This is a genomic window from Roseateles sp. P2_H4, from assembly GCF_056403315.1.
Window position 1 is genome coordinate 31,380 of record NZ_JBFUFR010000025.1, and the last position, 18,971, is coordinate 50,350.

The 18,971-nt window shown below is 67.4% G+C and carries 18 protein-coding genes; 3 read left to right on the plus strand and 15 right to left on the minus strand.

From position 1 onward, the window contains the following. Positions 1-111: 111 nt before the first annotated feature. The 3 genes from AC1DW3_RS18925 to AC1DW3_RS18935 all read right to left on the minus strand — a co-directional run bounded on the left by AC1DW3_RS18925 (position 112) and on the right by AC1DW3_RS18935 (position 2,086). Complete coding sequence (locus AC1DW3_RS18925; RefSeq protein WP_477933732.1) at positions 112-315, minus strand: hypothetical protein; 204 nt, start codon at positions 313-315, stop codon at positions 112-114. Between the two features lie 164 nt (positions 316-479). Then, positions 480-974, minus strand: a complete 495-nt coding sequence (locus tag AC1DW3_RS18930; protein WP_477933734.1) for a hypothetical protein — start codon at positions 972-974, stop codon at positions 480-482. Next, positions 971-2,086, minus strand: a complete 1,116-nt coding sequence (locus AC1DW3_RS18935; RefSeq protein ID WP_477933736.1) for a JmjC domain-containing protein — start codon at positions 2,084-2,086, stop codon at positions 971-973. Before AC1DW3_RS18935 ends, AC1DW3_RS18930 begins: the two co-directional genes overlap by 4 nt. Positions 2,087-2,126: 40 nt before the next feature. Between AC1DW3_RS18935 and AC1DW3_RS18940 the strand changes: the two genes are divergently transcribed. Continuing rightward, a complete protein-coding gene (locus AC1DW3_RS18940; RefSeq protein WP_477933738.1) occupies positions 2,127-2,648 on the plus strand; it encodes an FKBP-type peptidyl-prolyl cis-trans isomerase in 522 nt (173 codons plus the stop codon). A 26-nt stretch (positions 2,649-2,674) separates the two neighbouring features. On the opposite strand, the gene dut is transcribed toward AC1DW3_RS18940, so the two are convergent. From dut to AC1DW3_RS19000, 12 genes are all read right to left on the minus strand, one after another. Next, entirely contained in the window at positions 2,675-3,124 is a 450-nt protein-coding gene (dut, locus tag AC1DW3_RS18945) for a dUTP diphosphatase (RefSeq protein ID WP_477933740.1), read from the minus strand. Next, on the minus strand, positions 3,124-4,329 hold the full coding sequence (gene coaBC / locus AC1DW3_RS18950; protein ID WP_477933742.1) for a bifunctional phosphopantothenoylcysteine decarboxylase/phosphopantothenate--cysteine ligase CoaBC: 1,206 nt from the start codon (positions 4,327-4,329) through the stop codon (positions 3,124-3,126). Before coaBC ends, dut begins: the two co-directional genes overlap by 1 nt. A 36-nt stretch (positions 4,330-4,365) precedes the next feature. Then, entirely contained in the window at positions 4,366-5,109 is a 744-nt protein-coding gene (trmB, locus tag AC1DW3_RS18955; protein ID WP_477933744.1) for a tRNA (guanosine(46)-N7)-methyltransferase TrmB, read from the minus strand. Beyond that, positions 5,109-6,422, minus strand: a complete 1,314-nt coding sequence (deoA, locus tag AC1DW3_RS18960; RefSeq protein ID WP_477933864.1) for a thymidine phosphorylase — start codon at positions 6,420-6,422, stop codon at positions 5,109-5,111. The genes trmB and deoA overlap by 1 nt, the downstream gene beginning before the upstream one ends. Then, positions 6,423-7,187 carry a deoxyribose-phosphate aldolase gene (gene deoC / locus AC1DW3_RS18965; RefSeq protein WP_477933746.1) on the minus strand — a complete coding sequence of 255 codons (765 nt, stop codon included), beginning with the start codon at positions 7,185-7,187 and terminating at the stop codon, positions 6,423-6,425. It abuts the gene before it with no gap. After that, on the minus strand, positions 7,184-8,020 hold the full coding sequence (locus AC1DW3_RS18970; protein ID WP_477933748.1) for a purine-nucleoside phosphorylase: 837 nt from the start codon (positions 8,018-8,020) through the stop codon (positions 7,184-7,186). Before AC1DW3_RS18970 ends, deoC begins: the two co-directional genes overlap by 4 nt. An 8-nt stretch (positions 8,021-8,028) precedes the next feature. After that, positions 8,029-8,445 (minus strand): cytidine deaminase, encoded by a 417-nt coding sequence (cdd, locus tag AC1DW3_RS18975; RefSeq protein WP_477933750.1) that lies wholly within the window; start codon positions 8,443-8,445, stop codon positions 8,029-8,031. Position 8,446: 1 nt separating this feature from the next. Then, positions 8,447-9,421 (minus strand): ABC transporter permease, encoded by a 975-nt coding sequence (locus AC1DW3_RS18980; RefSeq protein ID WP_477933752.1) that lies wholly within the window; start codon positions 9,419-9,421, stop codon positions 8,447-8,449. Continuing rightward, the gene (locus AC1DW3_RS18985) at positions 9,421-10,524 is read right to left on the minus strand and encodes an ABC transporter permease (RefSeq protein WP_477933754.1); all 1,104 of its coding nucleotides are present in this window, start codon (positions 10,522-10,524) and stop codon (positions 9,421-9,423) included. Before AC1DW3_RS18985 ends, AC1DW3_RS18980 begins: the two co-directional genes overlap by 1 nt. Next, the gene (locus AC1DW3_RS18990; protein ID WP_477933756.1) at positions 10,521-12,056 is read right to left on the minus strand and encodes an ABC transporter ATP-binding protein; all 1,536 of its coding nucleotides are present in this window, start codon (positions 12,054-12,056) and stop codon (positions 10,521-10,523) included. Before AC1DW3_RS18990 ends, AC1DW3_RS18985 begins: the two co-directional genes overlap by 4 nt. A gap of 76 nt (positions 12,057-12,132) precedes the next feature. Then, entirely contained in the window at positions 12,133-13,116 is a 984-nt protein-coding gene (locus AC1DW3_RS18995; RefSeq protein WP_477933758.1) for a BMP family lipoprotein, read from the minus strand. Positions 13,117-13,194: 78 nt separating this feature from the next. Further along, positions 13,195-14,544, minus strand: a complete 1,350-nt coding sequence (locus AC1DW3_RS19000; RefSeq protein ID WP_477933760.1) for an MATE family efflux transporter — start codon at positions 14,542-14,544, stop codon at positions 13,195-13,197. Positions 14,545-14,889: 345 nt separating this feature from the next. On the opposite strand from AC1DW3_RS19000, the gene acnA reads away from it, so the two are divergent. Continuing rightward, on the plus strand, positions 14,890-17,601 hold the full coding sequence (gene acnA / locus AC1DW3_RS19005) for an aconitate hydratase AcnA (RefSeq protein ID WP_477933762.1): 2,712 nt from the start codon (positions 14,890-14,892) through the stop codon (positions 17,599-17,601). Between the two features lie 278 nt (positions 17,602-17,879). Then, a complete protein-coding gene (locus AC1DW3_RS19010; RefSeq protein ID WP_477933764.1) occupies positions 17,880-18,956 on the plus strand; it encodes a M35 family metalloendopeptidase in 1,077 nt (358 codons plus the stop codon). Positions 18,957-18,971 lie beyond the last annotated feature (15 nt).

Genomic DNA, 18,971 nt, shown 5'->3' on the forward strand with positions numbered 1-18,971 from the left:
CCGGAATCGACCGGCGCAAAGTTTTGTAATCGCGGCCGAAAAAAGCCAGATTGAAAGAAAAAAGCCGTCGCTGCTTGCGCAGCGACGGCTTTTTCCGTGGGGACGAAGCGATTACTTCGAAGCGGCGGACGCAGCAGCGTCGGCAACAGCGCTGGCAGCGGCCGAAGCGGCATCGGCAACAGCCGAAGCGGCTTCCGAAGCGGCAGCAGCAACCGGGGCAGCCACGGGGGCTTCAACCTTGGGTTCTTCCTTCTTGCTGCAAGCGGTCAGAGCAGCAACAGCCAACAGGGAAGCCAACAGGATCGACTTATTCATACTTGTCCTCAAACGTTTAAACGACGGTGCACACCATAATTTTGGGGTCGTGCGCCAGTGCTTTTTGCACACCAACGGCCGACCCCGACAGAACAAGACGCGGAAAACCTCGAGCGCTTCCCCCGCCTAGCCCGTGATTATAGGGGTTTGCATGTCATATGCACTCACAGTCCCAAAGTCGTGGGCGCAAATGCGTCGCTGGAGCGTTGTGCCAGGGCATCAAACCATTCCAGGCCGCGCAGGCGCTCGGCGGAGTCCAGGCTGACTTCGCCACGCCATAGATGACGGTCGAAAAGCCGCAAGCTCAAGGTTGAATCGGCCCCGACGGCCAGCAGCATGCTCTCGGGCGCCACTTCCAGCCTGACTTCGGGGTCGATGGCGCGGGCGGTCACGCAATGCGCGTAGTCGCGGCGCCAGCGCACGAAGCGGGGGTGGCGGCGCACCACGTCGTCGTACTGCAGGGCCAGCAGATGCAGTTGGCGGCCCGTCCGGGCCCAACTGGTCAGCGCAGCCAGCGCGGTGGCATCGGACAGCGGCCAGTCGACAAAGCCTGCATCCCAGGCATGCAGCTCACGGCAGCCTTGTTCGCTGACCCAGGCCAGGGCTTCGACGAGCAGGCGCTGGAAGTCCGCGCGGCTGGCAAAGTTTTGTGCGTTCATGGCATCTGCGGCTGCACCCAACCGTCCTCAGTCCATTGATCCAGCAGTTCGCGCGCATCGGCCGACAGGCGCCCGACTTCGGCGGCGCTCAGCGCCCGGTTGTCGGCCAGGGAGCGCATCAACGCCGCGTCGCGGCCACCGGCGCGAAAACTCTCGCCGTTCAGGAAGACATGGGCAGCGTCGTAAAGCATGCGGCTGCGGCGGTCGAGCATGGCGCCCTGCCCCTGCGGCAGCGGCTCGCCGGGCTCGAACCAGACCGTGGCCTTGGGCTCGGTCAGCGCCTCACCCAGGGCCCGCTCCAGTGCCTGGGGCCGCTGCACGGCGGCCTCGACAGCGCGGCGCGCGAAGTCCAGCAGGGCGGCGGGCACGCGGGCCGGCTCCGCGGTCGCGTCCTGGCGCGGGTCGGCATAGAGCCTGCCCGCGCTGTCGACGTCGTCCAGCAGGCGCGGCAGCAGCTCGGCTGCCAGGCCTTCGACGCTGGAGGCGCGAAAGCCCACCGAGCCGGTGATGCAGCCGGGGCCGACCGCGACGCCGTCATGCGCCCAGCCGGGTGGCAGATAGAGCATGTCGCCGGGTTCCAGCAGGAATTCCTCTTCGGCCTTGAAGTTGGCAATGATCTTCAGCGGCACGTCTTCGCGCAGAACCGCATCGCGCTGGGCGCCGATGCGCCAACGGCGCTGCCCGGCCAGCTGGATCAGGAAGACGTCGTAGGAATCGAAATGCGGGCCGACACCGCCGCCGTCGCTGGCGACCGACAGCATCAGGTCGTCCACGCGCGCATCGGGCACGAAGCGGAACAGGTCCAGCAGCGCGCGCGCCTCGGCCAGGTGCTGGTCCAGGCCCTGCACCAGCAGCGTCCAGCCGGGCTTGCTCATGGCCGGCAAGCGCGCAATGGGGCCTTGCTTGAGTTTCCAGTCGCCGTCAAAGGCCGTGACGAGGCGGGATTCGACGTCGTCGCGCGCGGCGAGCGCGGCCAATTCCTTCAGCGAGGCGGGCGGCGTGGCGGCGTCGAAGGCCTGGCGCACGAGCAAGGGCTTTTTCTGCCAATGCTTGCGCATGAACTGCGCCGGGCTGAGGCCGGCGAGCATGGGAGTTGGGAGTGCGATCTGCATGCGGACATTGTGCCGAGGGCGGTGTGGGAAAATTGCCGCCATGCAAGTGACCCGCCCCTGTGTCGTCTCCCTGCGTTGGAGACTTGAAGATGCCCAGGGCCAGCTCATCGATGAGTTGGCCGAGCCCATGGAATTCCTGTATGGCGGCGAAGACCTGTTCGCCAAGGTCGAGGCTGCGCTGGAGGGCCAGGAAGTCGGCTTCGAGGCCGACCTCGCACTCCAGCCCGAGGAGGCCTTCGGCGACTACGACTCCAACCTCGTCTGCTTCGAGGCGCGCGGCCTGTTCCCGGACGGCGTCGAACCCGGCCTGCAGATCGAAGGCCTGCCCGAAGGCGCGGCCACCGAAGGCATGCCCGAGGACGTCGTCTACACCGTCACCGAGGTCTATCCCGAGCATGTGGTGCTGGACGGCAACCACCCGCTGGCGGGCATTGGCCTGCGCATGCACCTGACCCTGCTGGACGTGCGTGCGGCGACCGAGCAAGAGGCGCAGGCCGGCTCGGTCGGCGAGCCCATCTTCATGGTGCAGACGGGCGCACCGCCGGACGAGCCGATTCACTAATTCAAGGGCGCCTCACGGCGCCTTTTTTATGCCTTGCCGGTCGAGCCGAAACCGCCCGCGCCGCGCTCGGACGAGTCGAAGCTGTCGACGCGGCGGAAGGTCGCCTGCACGACCGGCACGATGACGAGTTGCGCGATGCGCTCGAAGGGCTGGATGGTGAACTCGGTCTGGCCGCGGTTCCAGCAGCTCACCATCAGCTGGCCCTGGTAGTCGCTGTCGATCAGGCCGACCAGGTTGCCCAGCACGATGCCGTGCTTGTGGCCCAGGCCAGAGCGCGGCAGGATGATGGCCGCCAGGCCCGGGTCGCCGATGTGGATGGCCAAACCGGTCGGGATCAACGTCGTCTGGCCGGGCGCCAGCTGGATCGCCTCGTCGAGGCAGGCGCGCAGGTCCAGGCCGGCGCTGCCGGGCGTGGCGTAGGCGGGGATCTGCTCGGCCATGCGGGCGTCGAGCACTTGCAGGTCAATCGGGGTCATCAGAGTCGCTTGGAGAGTTCTTGAATCAGCTCGCGCGCGAGGCTGAGCTTGTCTGCGCGCGGCAGCTCGCGCTGGCCCTGCTCGTCGATGAGCAGCAGCGCGTTGTCGTCGCGGCCGAAGGTGGCCGGGCCGAGGTTGGCGACGATCAGCGGGATGCCCTTGCGGCGGCGCTTGGCGTCGGCGTGCTCGGCGAGCTTCTCGCTCTCCGCGGCAAAACCAACGCAGTAGGGCGGCTTGGGCAGCCTGGCGACGGCCGCGAGGATGTCGGGGTTCTCCGTCATGGCGATGGTTGGTGCCGTCGCGCCGCCTTCGGCCTTCTTCATCTTGTGCTCGTGCGACTGCGCGGGGCGCCAGTCGGCGACGGCCGCACTCGCGATGAAGGCATGCTGGTGCGCGGCCTGCGGCAACACCGCGTCGTACATCTGCTGGGCGCTTTGCACATCGATGCGCTGCACGCCGCGCGGCGTGGGCAGGTGCACCGGGCCGGCCACCAGCGTGACCTCGGCACCCGCCTCCGCGGCGGCGCGGGCAATGGCGAAACCCATCTTGCCGCTGCTGTGGTTGGTGATGCCGCGCACCGGGTCGATGGGCTCGAAGGTCGGGCCGGCGGTAATGAGCAGCTTCTTGCCGCGCAAGGGCTTGGGGGCCAGGAAGGCCTCGACGTCGTCGAAGATCTCCTGCGCCTCCAGCATGCGGCCATCGCCGATCTCGCCGCAGGCCTGGTCGCCATTGGCCGGGCCGATGACGGTGGCGCCGTCGGCCTTGAGCTGCGCGACATTGCGCTGCGTGGCGGGGTGAGCCCACATCTCTCGGTTCATCGCCGGCACGACCAGCAGCGGGCACTCAGCGATGCGGCGCGCCAGCGCGGTCAGGCTGACGAGGTCGTCCGCCCTGCCCTGCGCCAGGGCCGCGATGGCGTCGGCGCTGGCAGGCGCCACCAACATCACATCGGCCTCGCGGCTGAGGTTGATGTGGGCCATGTTGTTGTCGGGCCGCGCATCCCACTGGCTGGTGTAGACAGCACGGCCGGACAGGGCCTGCATGGTCACCGCGGTGATGAACTGCTCGGCGGCCTCGGTCATCATGACCTGCACCGTCGCGCCGCCCTTCACGAACAGGCGCGTCAGCTCGGCGATCTTGTAGCCGGCGATACCGCCGGTCATGGCCAGCAGGATGTGTTTGCCGTGCAGTGGGCTTGTCGTCATCAACGTTTCAATCCTGTTGGCCCCGAGGGCCGGGCTTCACCCGGCCCGCCCCCCGAGGGGGTCCAAGGAGCTTGGGGCGGCCCGGCGCTCCTTGGTGAACACCAGATCCCACACACCATGTCCGAGCTTGATGCCGCGGTTCTCGAACTTGGTCAGGGGGCGGTAGGCGGGCTTGTCAGCGTAACCCGTTGCAGCGGCCGCGGTATTCAGGAGATGGGGATCGGCCGTCAGCACTTCAAGCATCTGCTCGGCATAGGGCTGCCAGTCGGTCGCGCAATGCAGATAGCCGCCGGGCGCGATGTGCTGCACCAGCTTGGCAACGAACTCGGGCTGGATCAGGCGACGCTTGTTGTGGCGCTTCTTGTGCCAGGGGTCGGGGAAGAAGATGTGCACGCCAGCCAGCAGATCGGGCCCGATCATGTCGCGCAGCACTTCGACCGCATCGTGCTGGACGATGCGGATATTGTTCAGTTGCTTCTCGTCGATGAGCTTGAGCAGCGCGCCGACACCGGGTTCGTGCACCTCGCAGCCGATGAAGTCGTGGTCGGGCAGTGTCCCGGCGATCTCGGCAGTGGCGCCGCCCATGCCAAAACCGATCTCCAGCACCAGGGGTGCCTTGCGGCCGAAGACGGCTTCAGCATCCAGGCGCTCGGGCTTGTAGGGCAAAACGAACTTCGGGCCCAGCTCGGCCAAGGCCTTGATCTGGCCCGTGCCCATGCGGCCAGCGCGCGTGACGAAGCTCTTGATGGCCCGGCGCGGCGGGTCCTCTTTCTCTTCCATCAGCCCACCTCGGCCATGACCATCGGCGTGGCGGCGATGTCGGCGTCGCCCAGCGAACAGGCGGCGAGATAGGACGCGATGGCGCGGTCTGCGGCGGCGTCATCAGCCGCGTGGATCAACGCCAGCGGCTCGCCGGCGGCGACGCGCGTGCCCAGCGGCTTCACTGCCGAGAAGCCGACACGCATGTCGATGGCATCCCCTGCCTTGCGGCGGCCGCCGCCCAGCTCGACGATGGCCACACCAAGATTGCGGGTCGACATGGTGGTGATGACACCCGCATGCGGCGCGAGGACGGGCTTCACCACCGGAGCCGCGATCAGATAGGCCTCGGGCCGCTCCATCAGGTCGGCCGGGCCGCCCAGCGCCACGACCATCTTGGCGAACTTCTCGGCCGCAGCGCCGGAATCCAGCGCGGCCTGCAGCTTCACGCGCGCAGCGGCGGTGCTGGCTGCCAGGCCACCCAGCACCAGCATTTCCGCGCACAAGGCCAGCGTGACCTCGTGCAGGCGCGGCTCGCGGTGCTCGCCCTTCAGGTAGCGGATGGTCTCGATGACTTCCAGCGAGTTGCCGACATCGGTACCCAGGATCTGGTTCATGTCGGTGATCAGCGCGCGGGTCTTCAGGCCCGCGCCGCCGGCGACCGCGACGATGCTCTCGGCGAGTTCCTTGGCGAACTCAGGCGTGGACGCAAACGCGCCATTGCCGCACTTGATGTCCATGGCCAGGCCCTCGAGGCCGGCAGCGAGCTTCTTGGACAGGATGCTGGCGGTGATCAGCGGCACGCTCTCGACGGTGGCCGTCACGTCGCGCGTCGCGTAGAAACGCTTGTCGGCAGGCGCCAGGTCGGCCGTCTGGCCAATGATGGCGCAGCCCAGCGTGCGCACGATCTGGTCGAACTTCGCCGGGTCGGGCGTCGTCGTGTAGCCCGGGATGGCTTCGAGCTTGTCGACGGTGCCGCCGGTGTGGCCCAGGCCGCGGCCGGCGATCATCGGCACATAGCCACCGCAGGCGGCCACCATGGGCGCGAGCATCAGGCTGACCTTGTCGCCCACGCCGCCGCTGCTGTGCTTGTCCAGCACCGGGCCCGGCATGTCGGGCCAGCGCATGACGCGGCCGGAGTTCATCATCGCGCGGGTCAGCAGCACCGCTTCGTCGCGGCCCATGCCCTTGAGGAACACGGCCATGCCGAGAGCGGCCACCTGGCCTTCACTCCAGGAGTTGTCGACGAGGCCACGGACGAAGTGGTTGATCTGCGCTTCATTGAGCGCCTGGCCGTCGCGCTTGGCGCGGATGATTTCTTGGGCAAGCATGATTCAGTAGGCCGAGGTCGTTGTGACCGAGTCGGCGCCAGAGAGAACGGATTCGATATCGGTGAGCAAACCGCTGGCGCCGAAGCGCAGGCGTTGCGGGTTCAGTGCGGCAGCGCCGAGCGCGGCTTCGGCCTGGGCGATGTAGCCGGCGGCATCTGCCACCGAGCGCACGCCGCCCGAGGCCTTGAAACCCGCGGCGGAGAGACCGCTCGCGGCGATCTCCTTGAGCATGACGGCGGCCGCGGCGGGCGTCGCGCCGACCTTGGTCTTGCCGGTGCTGGTCTTGACGAAGTCGGCGCCGGCCGCCAGCGCCAGGCGCGTGGCCTGGGCGATGCGCTCGGGCGTCGCCAGTTCGCCGGATTCGATGATGACCTTGAGCGTCAGCGGGCGCGAGGCGAAGCGGACCTCGGAAAGGAACTCGGCAACCTCGGTGCTGTCGCCGGCGATCAAGGCCTTGTAAGGCAGCACGACGTCGACCTCATCGCCGCCGGCCTGCGCGATCTCGGCGACATCGGCCAGCGCGCGCTGCTGATCCAGCGTGCCCTCAGGGAAGTTGGCGACTGCAGCGACCTTGATAGCCGCCGGCAGCGCGGCGCGGGCCTGGGCGACAAAGCGCGGCCAGACGCAGACAGCCGCCACCGGGCCGTAAGCGGACTGCGCGCGGCGGCACAGCGCGTCGATATCGGCGGCCGTGTCGGCGTCGTTCAGGCTGGTGAGATCCAGGCAGGCCAGCGCGGTACGGGCCGCGGCCTTCAGATCGGTGGTCACAGCTCGACGCCCTGCAAGCTGGCCACCAGCGCGGCCAGGAAGGAGGAAGCGCGCTCACCCGACATCTGCGCCTGCTTCAGCGTCAGGTCGTGCGTCAGCGCCTCGGCCGACAGGCCGGCGGCCATATTGGTCATCAGCGCAATGCCCATCACCTTGAGGCCGGCGTGGCGGGCCAGGATGGTCTCGGGCACGGTGCTCATGCCGAYGGCGTCGGCGCCCCAGGCGGCGAACATGCGGATCTCGGCGGCCGTCTCGAACTGCGGGCCCAGCGCCCAGCAATAGGTGCCCTCGCCCAGCATCAGGTTCTCGCGCTTGGCCAGGGCCAGCGCATGCTTGCGCAGGTCGGCGTCGTAGGCGTTGACCATGTCGACGAAGCGGTGGCTGCCCTGCTCGCCAACCAGCGGGCTGCGTTGCGGCGCGTTGATGTGGTCGGCGATCAGCATCAGGCTGCCGGGCGGCATGTGGCCGCGCAGCGAGCCGGAGGCATTGGTCTGCAGCAGCAGCTTGACGCCCCAGCGCTTCAGCGTGCGCAGTGCGCCAGCCATGCCGGTGCAGTCGCCGCTCTCGTAGGTGTGGGCGCGGCCACGCAGGAAGATGACGCGCTGGCCGCCGATGTGGCCGACGACGATCTCGTTGACATGGCCCTCGACCTTGGGCTGCGGGAAGGCCGGCAGCTCGGTATAGGGCAGGTGCTGGGCTTCCTGCACATGACTGACCGCGCCGGCCCAGCCGGAGCCGAGCACCACGGCGACTTCAGGCGCGCTGCCGTACAGGGATTGCAGCTTCTCGACGCTCGCGGAGATGGCGACGTCGAGGGTTTTGTTGTCGATCATGGGAAACCTCAGAAATTCAGATGGGAGGGCCCGAAGCTGTGGGGCAGCAGTTCGGCCAGGGTCCAGCGTTGGCGGATGCCGCCCGGGTCGCCGGCAATGACGATGAGCTCTTCGGGCACGGAGAATTCCCGCAGCTTCTGGCGGCAGCCGCCGCAGGGGGTGATGGTGCCCGGGCCCGGGCCGGTCACGAGGACCGCCCTGGCCTGCTTGCCGCCGGCCATGATCATGGCCGTCAGCGCCGAGGGCTCGGCGCACCAGCCCTGCGGGTAGGAGGCGTTCTCCATGTTGGCGCCGATATGGATGCGGCCCTGCTCGTCCAGGATGGCGGCGCCGACCTTGTACTTGGAGTAAGGCGAATGCGAGAACTCGCGGGCACGCAGCGACTCGGCGAGCAGGCGGTTCAGCAGGTCTTGGCTCAATTCCATCTCAGCGTTCCTTCACGTAGGGCTTGCCCAGCGCCTTCGGAGCGATCGCAGAACCAATGAAGCCAGCCAGAAGGACCACAGTCAAGATGTAAGGCAAAGCCTGGATCAGCTGCACGGGTACTTCGCCCCCGCCCAATCCAGCAGGCAATTGCACGCCCTGCATGCGGATCGCGACCGCGTCCAGGAAGCCGAACAGCAGGCAGGCGGCCATCGTCGGCAGCGGCTTCCACTTGCCGAAGATCATCGCGGCCAGCGCGATGAAGCCGCGGCCGGCCGTCATATTGGGCGAGAAGGAGGCGTTCTGGGCCAGCGTCAGATAGGAGCCCGCCAGGCCGCAGAGAACACCGTTCATCAGCAGCGCCTGGTAGCGCAGGCCTTGCACCGACATGCCGGCGGCTTCGACCATGGCCGGGTTCTCGCCAACGGCGCGCAGGCGCAGGCCCGGGCGGGTGCGCTCGAGGAAGAACCAGACCGCCGCCACCATCAGGAAGGCGACATAGACCAGCACGCTGTGGCTCAGAAAGCCGTGGCCGAAGACCGAGGCGAACCAATTGCCCGGCTGGGGTTCGGCAAAGCCCTTGGCGAGGGCCGTCAGGCGCACGTCGGGATCGATAGGTGGCGTCTGGCCGCCCTGCTGGAACCAGGCGATGCCCAGCACGACCGTGAGGCCGGCCGCGATCATGTTCAGCGCGACGCCGGAGACGACCTGGTCGCCGCGGTTGCTGACGCAGGCGAAGCCGTGCAGCAGCGAGGCGACGCAGGCGACGGCGATGGCGGCCATCAGGCCGTAGGCGGTGGAATGCGTGACCGAGGCCGTCGCCGCAGCGGCGAAGGCGGCGAACAGCATCTTGCCTTCCAGGCCCAGGTCGACGACACCGGCGCGCTCGGACAGCACGCCGGCCATGGCGCACAGCAGCAGCGGCGCGCTGACGCGCAGCGTGGACGCGATCACCGAGGCGATCAGGACTTCATCCATCAGCGGCCTCCCTTCACAGCGGCATACAGGCGAGCGAACAGCGGCGCGCTGACGGTGGCCATCGCGCCGGAGAACAGCACGATCAGGCCTTGGGCCGTGACGACCATCTCCCGCGAGAAACCCTGCAACTCGAACGACACCTCGACGCCACCCTGGTAGAGCACGCCGAACAGCAGCGACGCGAGGATGATGCCGACGGGATGGTTGCGGCCCATCAGCGACACGGCAATGCCCGTGAAGCCGGCGCCGGCGACGAAGTCCAGCGTCAGCTTGCCCTGCACGCCCGAGATCTCGTTGATGCCCACCATGCCGGCCAGCGCGCCGGAAATGGCCATGGCGATCATGACCTGGGCCCGCGGGCGGATGCCGGCATAGTGGGCCGCACGTGGCGCGCTGCCCACCGAGCGCACCGCATAGCCGGCGGCGCTCTTCCACAGGAACCAGCCGACGAAGACACAGGCGACCAGCGCAATGACGAGGCTGAGGTTCAGCGGCGACGACGGCAGCTCATAACCCAGGGCCGCGGCGATCTGGTGCAGGGCCGGCATGCGGGCGCTCTCGGCGAACTCGGCCGACTCGACCGACATGCTGCCGGCCGGCCGCAGCCAGTTCACCAGCAGATAGGCGTTCAGCGCGGCGCCGAGGAAATTGAACATGATCGTCGTGATGACGATATGGCTGCCGCGCCAGGCCTGCAGATAGGCCGGCAGCGCCGCCCACAGCATGCCGAAGAAGGCGGCGGCGACGACGAGCAGCGGCAACAGCACGATGGCCGGCAGCTTGGCGCCCAGCCACAGCGCGACAAAGGCCACGCCCACACCGCCCAGCGTCGCCTGGCCTTCGCCGCCGATGTTGAACAGGCCGGCATGGATGGCCACCGCGACTGCGAGGCCGGTGAAGATGAAAGTCGTCGCGTAGTAGAGCGAATAGCCCAGGCCGCGCACACTGCCCAGGGCGCCGTTGAGCAGCACCGTCAGCGCCTGCCAGGGGCTGTGGCCGATGACCATGACGACGAGGCCGGCCACGACCAGGGCGATGGCGAGGTTCCACAGCGGCAGCAGGCCGATGTCGATCCAGCGGGGAAGTTGGATGGGTTGGCTCATGCAGCCACTCGTTCTTCTTGTGCGGCCATCAAGAGGCCGAGGCGTTTTTCATCGCAGTCTTCGATGGCCAGCTCACCGGTGATGCGGCCGCAGTTCATGACGACGACGCGGTCGGCCAGGGCCAGGATCTCGTCCAGCTCGCTGCTGACCAGCAGCACGGCGCAGCCCGCGTCACGCAGGGCGCGCAACTGGCCGTGGATGAATTCGATGGCACCGATGTCCACGCCGCGGGTGGGCTGGCCCACCAGCAGCACGGTCGGCTGCTCGCCGATCTCGCGGGCCAGGATGAGCTTCTGCTGATTGCCGCCGGAGAACTTGGAAGAGCCCAGGTTCTCGTCGCGCGGGCGCACGTCGAAGCGCTCCTGCATGGCGCGGGTCGCATCGCGCATGGCGGCGTGGTGCATGGATGCGCCCTTGCGGTACTTGGGCAGCCCCTGGTAGCCCAGCACGGCGGATTCCCAGGCCGGGAAGCTCATGACCAGGCCCACGGCATGCCGGTCCTCGGGCACATGGGCCAGGCGCAGCGGGCGGGCCTGGGCGGTATCCAGCCAGGCCTCGGGCGTGAAGGACTGGCCGCCCAGCTCCAGCCGGCCGCCCTCGGGTGCACGCAGGCCGGACAGCACCTCCAGCAACTCGCTCTGGCCGTTGCCCGACACGCCGGCCACGCCGACGATCTCACCGGCCTTCAGCGTCAGGCTGACGTTCTTCAGCGCGGGCACACCGTTGGCGTGCTTCAGGCTCAGGCCGGCAGCCTGCAACCGCACTTCGCCGGCATGCACTTCCAGGCCTTCCGGGCGGCCCAGCGTGACCTTGCGGCCGACCATGGATTCGGCGAGCGACTCCTCGCTCCAGGCCTCGATGCCGCGCGTCTCGACGACCTGACCGGCGCGCATCACCGTGACGGCACTGCACAGGCTCATCACCTCGCGCAGCTTGTGCGTGATGAGGATGATGGTCGTGCCGCGCTCCTTCAGGCGGCGCAGCGTGACGAAGAGCTGGTCGGTCTCCTGCGGTGTCAGCACCGCCGTCGGCTCGTCCAGGATCAGGATCCTGGCGCCGCGGTACAGCGCCTTGAGGATCTCGAGCCGCTGCAGTTCGCCCACCGGCAGGTCGCTGACCAAGGCGTCGAGGTGGACCTGCAGGCCGGTCTCGGCCATCAGCGCTTCCAACTTGGCGCGCACCTTGGCCTTGGAGGCGGCGAGGAAGAAGCCGCCCTCGGCGCCCAGCATGATGTTTTCCAGGCAGCTCAACGTGTCGACCAGCATGAAGTGCTGGTGGACCATGCCGATGCCCAGGCCAATGGCCTGCTGCGAGTTGGCGATGTGAACCTGCTGGCCGTTGACCTCGATGGTTCCCGAGTCGGCGTGGTAGTAGCCGTACAGGATGGCCATCAGCGTGCTCTTGCCCGCACCGTTCTCGCCGACGAGGCCATGCACGGCGCCCGCGGCGATGTCGAAGGACACCTCGCGGTTGGCTTGCACGGCGCCGAAGCGCTTGGAGATACCCTGAAGGCGGACGGCGATAGCGGTCATGTGCGAAGGCTGAGTCTGAATCAGTGGGGGACGAAGCTGCCGGCGGGTACGCCGACAGGTCCATCCCGCAAGGCCATCAGAATTTGCAGGCGTTGTCCGCCATGTAGTCGGCCACCTTCACCTTGCCGGCAATGATGTCGGCCTTCACGGCATCGACCTTGGCCTTCAGCGCCGGGTTCAGCAGCTTGGCGTTGTTCTCGTCGGCGGCGTAGTCCACGCCGCCTTCCTTCAGGCCCAGCACCTGCACGCCGGGCTTCCAGCCCTTGAGCACGTTGTAGACGGCGACGTCCACGCGCTTGACCATGGAGGTCAGCATGGTGCCGGGCTGGATGTGGTTCTGGTTGCTGTCCACGCCGATGGCGAGCTTGCCTGCGTCCTTGGCCGCCTGGTAGACGCCCACGCCCGTGCCGCCGGCCGCAGCGAAGACGACGTCCGAACCCTTGGCGAACTGGGCCTTGGCGAGTTCACCGCCGCGCGTCGGGTCGTTCCAGGCCGTGGACGTGGTGCCCGTCATGTTCGAGAACACCTCGATCTTCGGGTTGGTGACCTTGGCGCCCTGCTCGTAGCCGCACTGGAACTTGCGGATCAGCGGGATGTCCATGCCGCCGACGAAGCCGACCTTGCCGGTCTTGCTGACCAGGGCGGCCATGGCGCCGACCACATAGCTGCCCTCATGCTCCTTGAAGAGCGTGGACTGCACATTGGGCAGGTCGACCTTGGCGTCGATGATGGCGAACTGGGTTTTCGGGAAGTCCTTGGCCACCTGCTGCAGGGCCGACGCCTGGGCGAAGCCGATGCTGATGATGGGGCTGGCACCCCGCTCGGCCATGCGGCGGATGGCCTGCACGCGCTGGGTGTCGTTGCTGATCTCGAACTCGAGATAGGTCTTGCCGGTCTCCTTCTTCCACTGCTCGGCACCCTGGTAGCCGGCCTGGTTGAAGGATTTGTCGAACTTGCCGCCCATGTCGAAGATCACCGCGGGCTGCTGGGCCTGGGCCTGGGCCATGGCCGACGCCAGCAACAGCGGCAGGGCAGCAAGACGGGGCAGAGAAGAAGTCATGGGGCGGACTCGGGCAAGGCGAAAGGGGCGCATTGTAGAAAACATCCCTCAAGTTTTACTGGGTAGGAAAATACCGATTCACCCGGCCTTGGCATGACGCAACCGGCGGTGAGCCGCCCGGGCATGGGGCAGCCACCCCAGTGTCGCCCAACGTCGCCACATCAAAAGGCCGCGAATCCATTCATCAGCGGCATAAGCAATCCACACGCCAACCAGGCCCCACCCCAGGTAAACCCCAAGAAACCAGCTGCCGCCGGCCAGCACGATGACCATGGAGGCCGAGCCCACCATCACGGGGTAGCGGGCATCCCCGGTTGCGCGCAGCGCATTGATGACGACGAGGTTGAAGGAGCGCCCCGGCTCGACGAGCACCGTCCACCACAGCAGGGTGCAGCCCAGCGCGACGATGCCCGGGTCGGACGTGAAGCGGGTCAACAGCCAAGGGCCGGCCAGTGCAAAGGCACTCGAGACGATCAGCGCCAGAGCTATGCCCAAGGCCAGCGAACGCCGCACCAGGCGGTTGGCCGCATGCAGCTTGCCCGCGCCGATCATGTGGCCGACCATGATCTCGACCGCGAAGCTGATGGCCAGGCTGAACATCAGGATCACGTGCAGGAATTGCATCGTGTAGGCATGCGTCGCCAGCGCATGGGCGCCGAGCTGGGCGATGGCGGCCAGGCTGGTCATGAAGGCCAGGCGCCAGGAGATGTTCTCGGCCGCGCCGGGAATGCCGATGTGCAGCACGGTCTTCAGCGGCGCGCGCACCAGCCGCCACCAGTCCGCCGCGCGCAGGCGCAGGTTCAGGCGCGTGCGCCACAGCAGGATGTGCGCTGCCAGGCCGAAACCGCGCCCCAGGGCGCAGGCCAGCGCATAACCCACCAGCCCCAGGCGCGGCATGGCCAGCAGGGCCACCACCAGCGTGATGACCTGGATGACGATGACGACGGCCAGCGCCTCGCGGCTGCGCAGATGGGAGCGCATGACGCTGGACATATTGGCGTTCCAGGCGTCCAGCATCAGCGCCGGCGCCAGCGCCTGCAGCAGCACCTTGGCCAGCGGCGCGACCTCGGGCGGCGCGTTCACCAGCGTCAGCAAGGGGCCGGCGGCCAGCAGCGCCACGACGGCACCGCCCACGCCCAGCCAGGTGCTGGCGCCGACCACAGCGCGCGCCACCGCGTCGGCCTGGTCGCGCCGGCCGGCACCCAGGGCCTGAGTGACCGCGACGCTGACGCCGGCGCCAATGACGCGGAACAGAACGAAGACCGCGGCGAAGACCTGGTTGGCCAGACCGAAGGCGGCGCCGCTGTTGTCGGACAGGCGGGCGGCCAGCCCCGTGCCGATGATGCCGATGCCGATGCCCAGCAGCAGCTCCAGCAGCATCGGCCAAGTCAGCGCGAACAAGCGCGGGCGAGCAGACCAGGCGGTCATAACCAAGTCTTAACGACGGGATTCACACAAGTCACGACAAGCTCGCCAGAATGGTTAGGGTCCATTGACCTGTGAATCGTCCCCGCGCTGGGGTGGCCAAGGGTGCAGAGCTAGGCGCAGTCCGCCGCTCAGGCTGGCCGCCTGGGCAAGGGCTGCAACAACGCGCTGCGCCCTTGGCCACCCCAGCCCGAAGGGTGAGGTCCCGCTCAGGGCCAACTCGTTGTTGCAAGTGCTCGCCGGGTCACCAACCCGACTGCGCCTTGCGCCTAGATTTGGCCCTGAGCGGGACCTCACGCGGGGACGACTCACAGGCCAATAGACCCCAGTCATCCTATAGGAGTAACCATGCCGAAACCCGCGGCTCACGCGTTTGCCGACACCCAGACCCAGTTCAAGCTTGCCACCGGCAAGTCTGGCCAGCTGTTCTCCCTACCCAAGCTGGCCGAGACCTTCCCGAACGTGTCGCGCATGCCCATCTCCATGCGCATCGTGCTCGAAAGCGTGCTGCGCAACTGCGACGGCAAGAAGGTGACGGCCGAGCACGTCGAGCAGCTCGCCAACTGGAAGCCCAACGCCGCCCGCGTTGACGAGATTCCCTTCGTCGTCGCCCGCGTCGTGCTGCAGGACTTCACCGGCGTGCCGCTGCTGGCCGATCTCGCCGCCATGCGCAACGTGGCGGCCGCGATGGGCAAGAACCCCAAGGCCATCGAGCCGCTGGTGCCGGTGGACCTGGTCGTCGACCACAGCGTCATGATCGACTACTACGGCACCAAGAAGTCGCTGGACCTGAACATGAAGCTGGAGTTCGAGCGCAACCGCGAGCGCTACGAGTTCATGAAATGGGGCATGCAGGCCTTCGACACCTTCGGCGTCGTGCCGCCGGGCTTCGGCATCGTCCACCAGGTCAACCTCGAGTACCTGGCCCGCGGCGTGCACAAGGGCAAGGACGGCGTCTACTACCCCGACAGCCTGGTCGGCACCGACAGCCACACGACCATGATCAATGGCATCGGCGTCGTCGGCTGGGGCGTGGGCGGCATCGAGGCCGAGGCCGGCATGCTGGGCCAGCCGGTCTATTTCCTGACCCCCGACGTCGTCGGCTTCGAGCTGACCGGCAAGTTGCGCGAAGGCGTGACGGCCACCGACCTGGTGCTGACCGTCACCGAGATCCTGCGCAAGCACAAGGTTGTCGGCAAGTTCGTCGAGTTCTTCGGCGAAGGCACCCGCACCCTGGCCCTGCCCGACCGCGCCACGATTGCCAACATGGCGCCCGAATACGGCGCCACCATGGGCTTCTTCCCGGTTGACGAGAAGACCGTCGACTACTTCAAGGGCACAGGCCGGACCAACGCCGAGATCGAGGCCTTCGAGGCCTACTGGAAGGCGCAGGGCATGTTCGGCGTGCCCAAGGCCGGCGACATCGACTTCACCTCGGTCGTGTCGCTGGACCTCGGCACCGTCGCGCCCAGCCTGGCCGGGCCGAAGCGTCCGCAGGACCGCATCGAGATCACCAACCTGTCCAGCACCTTCGGCGAACTCTTCAGCAAGCCCATCGCCGAGAACGGCTTCAACCAGCCGGCCGAAAAGCTGGCCCAGCCTTTCGTCACCGAGTCGGGCATCCCGGTGAAGAACGGTGACGTGCTGATCGCCGCCATCACCTCCTGCACCAACACCAGCAACCCCGGCGTGCTGCTGGCCGCAGGTCTCTTGGCCAAGAAGGCGGTGGAAGCCGGCCTCACGGTCGCGCCTCATATCAAGACCTCGCTGGCCCCGGGTTCGCGCATCGTCACCGAATACCTGGAGAAGGCGGGGCTGCTGCCCTATCTGGAGAAGCTGGGCTTCAACGTCGCGGCCTATGGCTGCACGACCTGCATCGGCAATGCCGGCGACCTGACGCCGGAGCTGAACAAGCTCATCCAGGACAACGACCTCGTCTGCGCCGCCGTGCTGTCGGGCAATCGCAACTTCGAGGCCCGCATCCACCCCAACCTGAAGGCCAACTTCCTGGCCAGCCCGCCGCTGGTCGTCGCCTATGCCATCGCCGGCAACGTCAGGCGAGACCTGATGACCGAGCCTGTCGGCTACGACAAAAAGGGCAAGCCGGTCTATCTCGGCGACATCTGGCCCAGCAGCGACGAGATCTATGCGCTGATGAAGTTCGCGATGAACGCCAAGGCCTTCAAGGAGAACTACGACAAGGTCGCCAAGCAGCCCGGCAAGCTCTGGGACGCGATCAAGGGCGTCAAGGGCCAGGTCTACAACTGGCCCAAGAGCACCTATATCGCCCAGCCGCCCTTCTTCGAGGGCTTCACGATGGTGCCGCCGGCGCTGGTGTCGGGCGTCAAGGGCGCCAAGGTCATGGCGCTGTTCGGCGACTCCATCACCACCGACCACATCAGCCCCGCGGGCTCGTTCAAGGAAACCACGCCGGCCGGCAAGTTCCTGACCGAGAACGGCGTGCTCAAGGCCGACTTCAATTCCTACGGCGCCCGCCGTGGCAACCACGACGTGATGATGCGCGGCACCTTCGCCAATGTGCGCGTGAAGAACCTGATGCTGCCGGCGCGGCCCGACGGCTCGCGCGAGGAAGGCGGCTACACGCTCAAGGACGGCCTGCAGACCACCATCTACGACGCCGCGATGGCCTATATCCAGGAGGGCACGCCCACCGTCATCTTTGCCGGCGAGGAGTACGGCACCGGATCGAGTCGGGATTGGGCCGCCAAGGGCACCCAGCTGCTGGGCATCAAGGCCGTCATTGCCAAGAGCTTCGAGCGCATCCACCGCAGCAACCTGATCGGCATGGGCGTGCTGCCGCTGCAGTTCAAGACCGGCGCGAGCTGGGAGTCACTGGGCCTGACCGGCGCCGAGACGATAGACATCACGTTGGCCAACGAGATCAAACCTCAAGGCGACGCGGTCATGACGATCACCCGCCCGGACGGCAGCACGCAGTCCGTCGTGCTGACCCTGCGCATCGACACCGCCATCGAGGTCGACTACTACTTCCACGGCGGCATCCTGCCTTTTGTCCTCAGACAGCTGCTCGCTGCCTGAGGACGCAGGCAAACCTGCTGTCATGTCAATCGCCGCGCGACCGCGCGGCGAGGTCCTCAGGCAATTGCTCGCCGCCTGACGCCACGGTCAAGGCCCCAAGCCTGGGGAGCCAGCGCTTTCGCGAGCGCTGGCTCCTTTTTTTCATGGTTCGCCCTGTCTAGACAACTACGCAGCAGGTTTCAGGGACAGGCTTGTCCCAGGACGCGCCGGCTGCGCAGCTCACCAGAATCCGCGACTTCTTCAACCCAGTGCCCCCATCGGGGCCGACAGGAGCTTGCATGAAGACCTGGTTCAAGTTGACCGCCGCCGCCTTTGCCGTTGTCGCCACGAGCGCCAGCTATGCCGCCGGCACCGAATGCCTGGATGTGCGCCTGAGCAGCGCCAATCCCGTCGTCAACGGCGACGTGGACGTCCACGTGGGCGTCGCCGTGACCAACCGCTGCCGCAGCGCGGTGCAAGTGCTGCGCTGGCAGCTGCCCAGCGACTCCATGAGCGGCGCGCTGTTCACCGTGACCCGCGACGACCGGCCGGTGCGCTACACCGGCGCCGTCATCAAGCGCGCCGCGCCCCAGGCCAAGGACTATGTCGAGATCGCCGCCGGCGCGACGCTGAACTACGAGGTGGAACTGACCGGCCACTATGACTTCAGCAAGAACGGCCGCTACGCGATCGAGTTCCACAGCGACCGCGGCACCCATGGCTCGGGCGCCCAGTCCCTGCACAGCGCCGCCGCCACCTATCTGTGGACGCAAGGCCGCAACGAGAAGCTCGATGCCGCCAGCGCCGATGGTGGGGACGTGGCCACCACGGCGCGCACCGATGCTACGGCCTTGGCGGCCAGCATCTCCTACACCGGCTCCTGCACCAGCAGCCAGAAGTCCTCGCTGGCCTCGGCCGTCACGGCGGCCACCAACTACGCGGCCAGCTCGACCACCTACCTCAACGGCACGCCGTCGGGCACGGCGCGCTACACGACCTGGTTCGGCGCCTACACGTCCTCGCGTTGGGCCACGGCCCGGGACCACTACACCAAGGCCCGCAACGCCTTCCAGGGCGCCGCGCTGACGCTGGACTGCAGTTGCAAGGACAGCGGCACCTATGCCTATGTCTACCCGACCCAGCCGTACAAGATCTACGTCTGCGGCGCCTTCTGGAGCGCGCCGATGACGGGTACGGACAGCAAGGGCGGCACGCTGGTGCACGAGATGATGCATTTCAACGTCATCGCCGGCACCGACGACTGGGCCTATGGCCAGAGCGCGGCCAAGAGCCTGGCCAAGTCCAACCCGACCAAGGCCCTGGACAACTCGGACAACCACGAGTACTTCGCCGAGAACACGCCCTTCCAGAACTGAGTCCGGATCGACAAC

Excerpts from the sequence above, each read along its gene's own strand:
- AC1DW3_RS18925 (WP_477933732.1), bottom strand. The coding sequence starts at position 315 with ATGAATAAGTCGATCCTGTTGGCTTCCCTGTTGGCTGTTGCTGCTCTG.
- AC1DW3_RS18930 (WP_477933734.1), bottom strand. The coding sequence starts at position 974 with ATGAACGCACAAAACTTTGCCAGCCGCGCGGACTTCCAGCGCCTGCTC.
- AC1DW3_RS18935 (WP_477933736.1), bottom strand. The coding sequence starts at position 2,086 with ATGCAGATCGCACTCCCAACTCCCATGCTCGCCGGCCTCAGCCCGGCG.
- AC1DW3_RS18940 (WP_477933738.1), top strand. The coding sequence starts at position 2,127 with ATGCAAGTGACCCGCCCCTGTGTCGTCTCCCTGCGTTGGAGACTTGAA.
- dut (WP_477933740.1), bottom strand. The coding sequence starts at position 3,124 with ATGACCCCGATTGACCTGCAAGTGCTCGACGCCCGCATGGCCGAGCAG.
- coaBC (WP_477933742.1), bottom strand. The coding sequence starts at position 4,329 with ATGACGACAAGCCCACTGCACGGCAAACACATCCTGCTGGCCATGACC.
- trmB (WP_477933744.1), bottom strand. The coding sequence starts at position 5,109 with ATGGAAGAGAAAGAGGACCCGCCGCGCCGGGCCATCAAGAGCTTCGTC.
- cdd (WP_477933750.1), bottom strand. The coding sequence starts at position 8,445 with ATGGAATTGAGCCAAGACCTGCTGAACCGCCTGCTCGCCGAGTCGCTG.
- AC1DW3_RS18980 (WP_477933752.1), bottom strand. The coding sequence starts at position 9,421 with ATGGATGAAGTCCTGATCGCCTCGGTGATCGCGTCCACGCTGCGCGTC.
- AC1DW3_RS18985 (WP_477933754.1), bottom strand. The coding sequence starts at position 10,524 with ATGAGCCAACCCATCCAACTTCCCCGCTGGATCGACATCGGCCTGCTG.
- AC1DW3_RS18990 (WP_477933756.1), bottom strand. The coding sequence starts at position 12,056 with ATGACCGCTATCGCCGTCCGCCTTCAGGGTATCTCCAAGCGCTTCGGC.
- AC1DW3_RS18995 (WP_477933758.1), bottom strand. The coding sequence starts at position 13,116 with ATGACTTCTTCTCTGCCCCGTCTTGCTGCCCTGCCGCTGTTGCTGGCG.
- AC1DW3_RS19000 (WP_477933760.1), bottom strand. The coding sequence starts at position 14,544 with ATGACCGCCTGGTCTGCTCGCCCGCGCTTGTTCGCGCTGACTTGGCCG.
- acnA (WP_477933762.1), top strand. The coding sequence starts at position 14,890 with ATGCCGAAACCCGCGGCTCACGCGTTTGCCGACACCCAGACCCAGTTC.
- AC1DW3_RS19010 (WP_477933764.1), top strand. The coding sequence starts at position 17,880 with ATGAAGACCTGGTTCAAGTTGACCGCCGCCGCCTTTGCCGTTGTCGCC.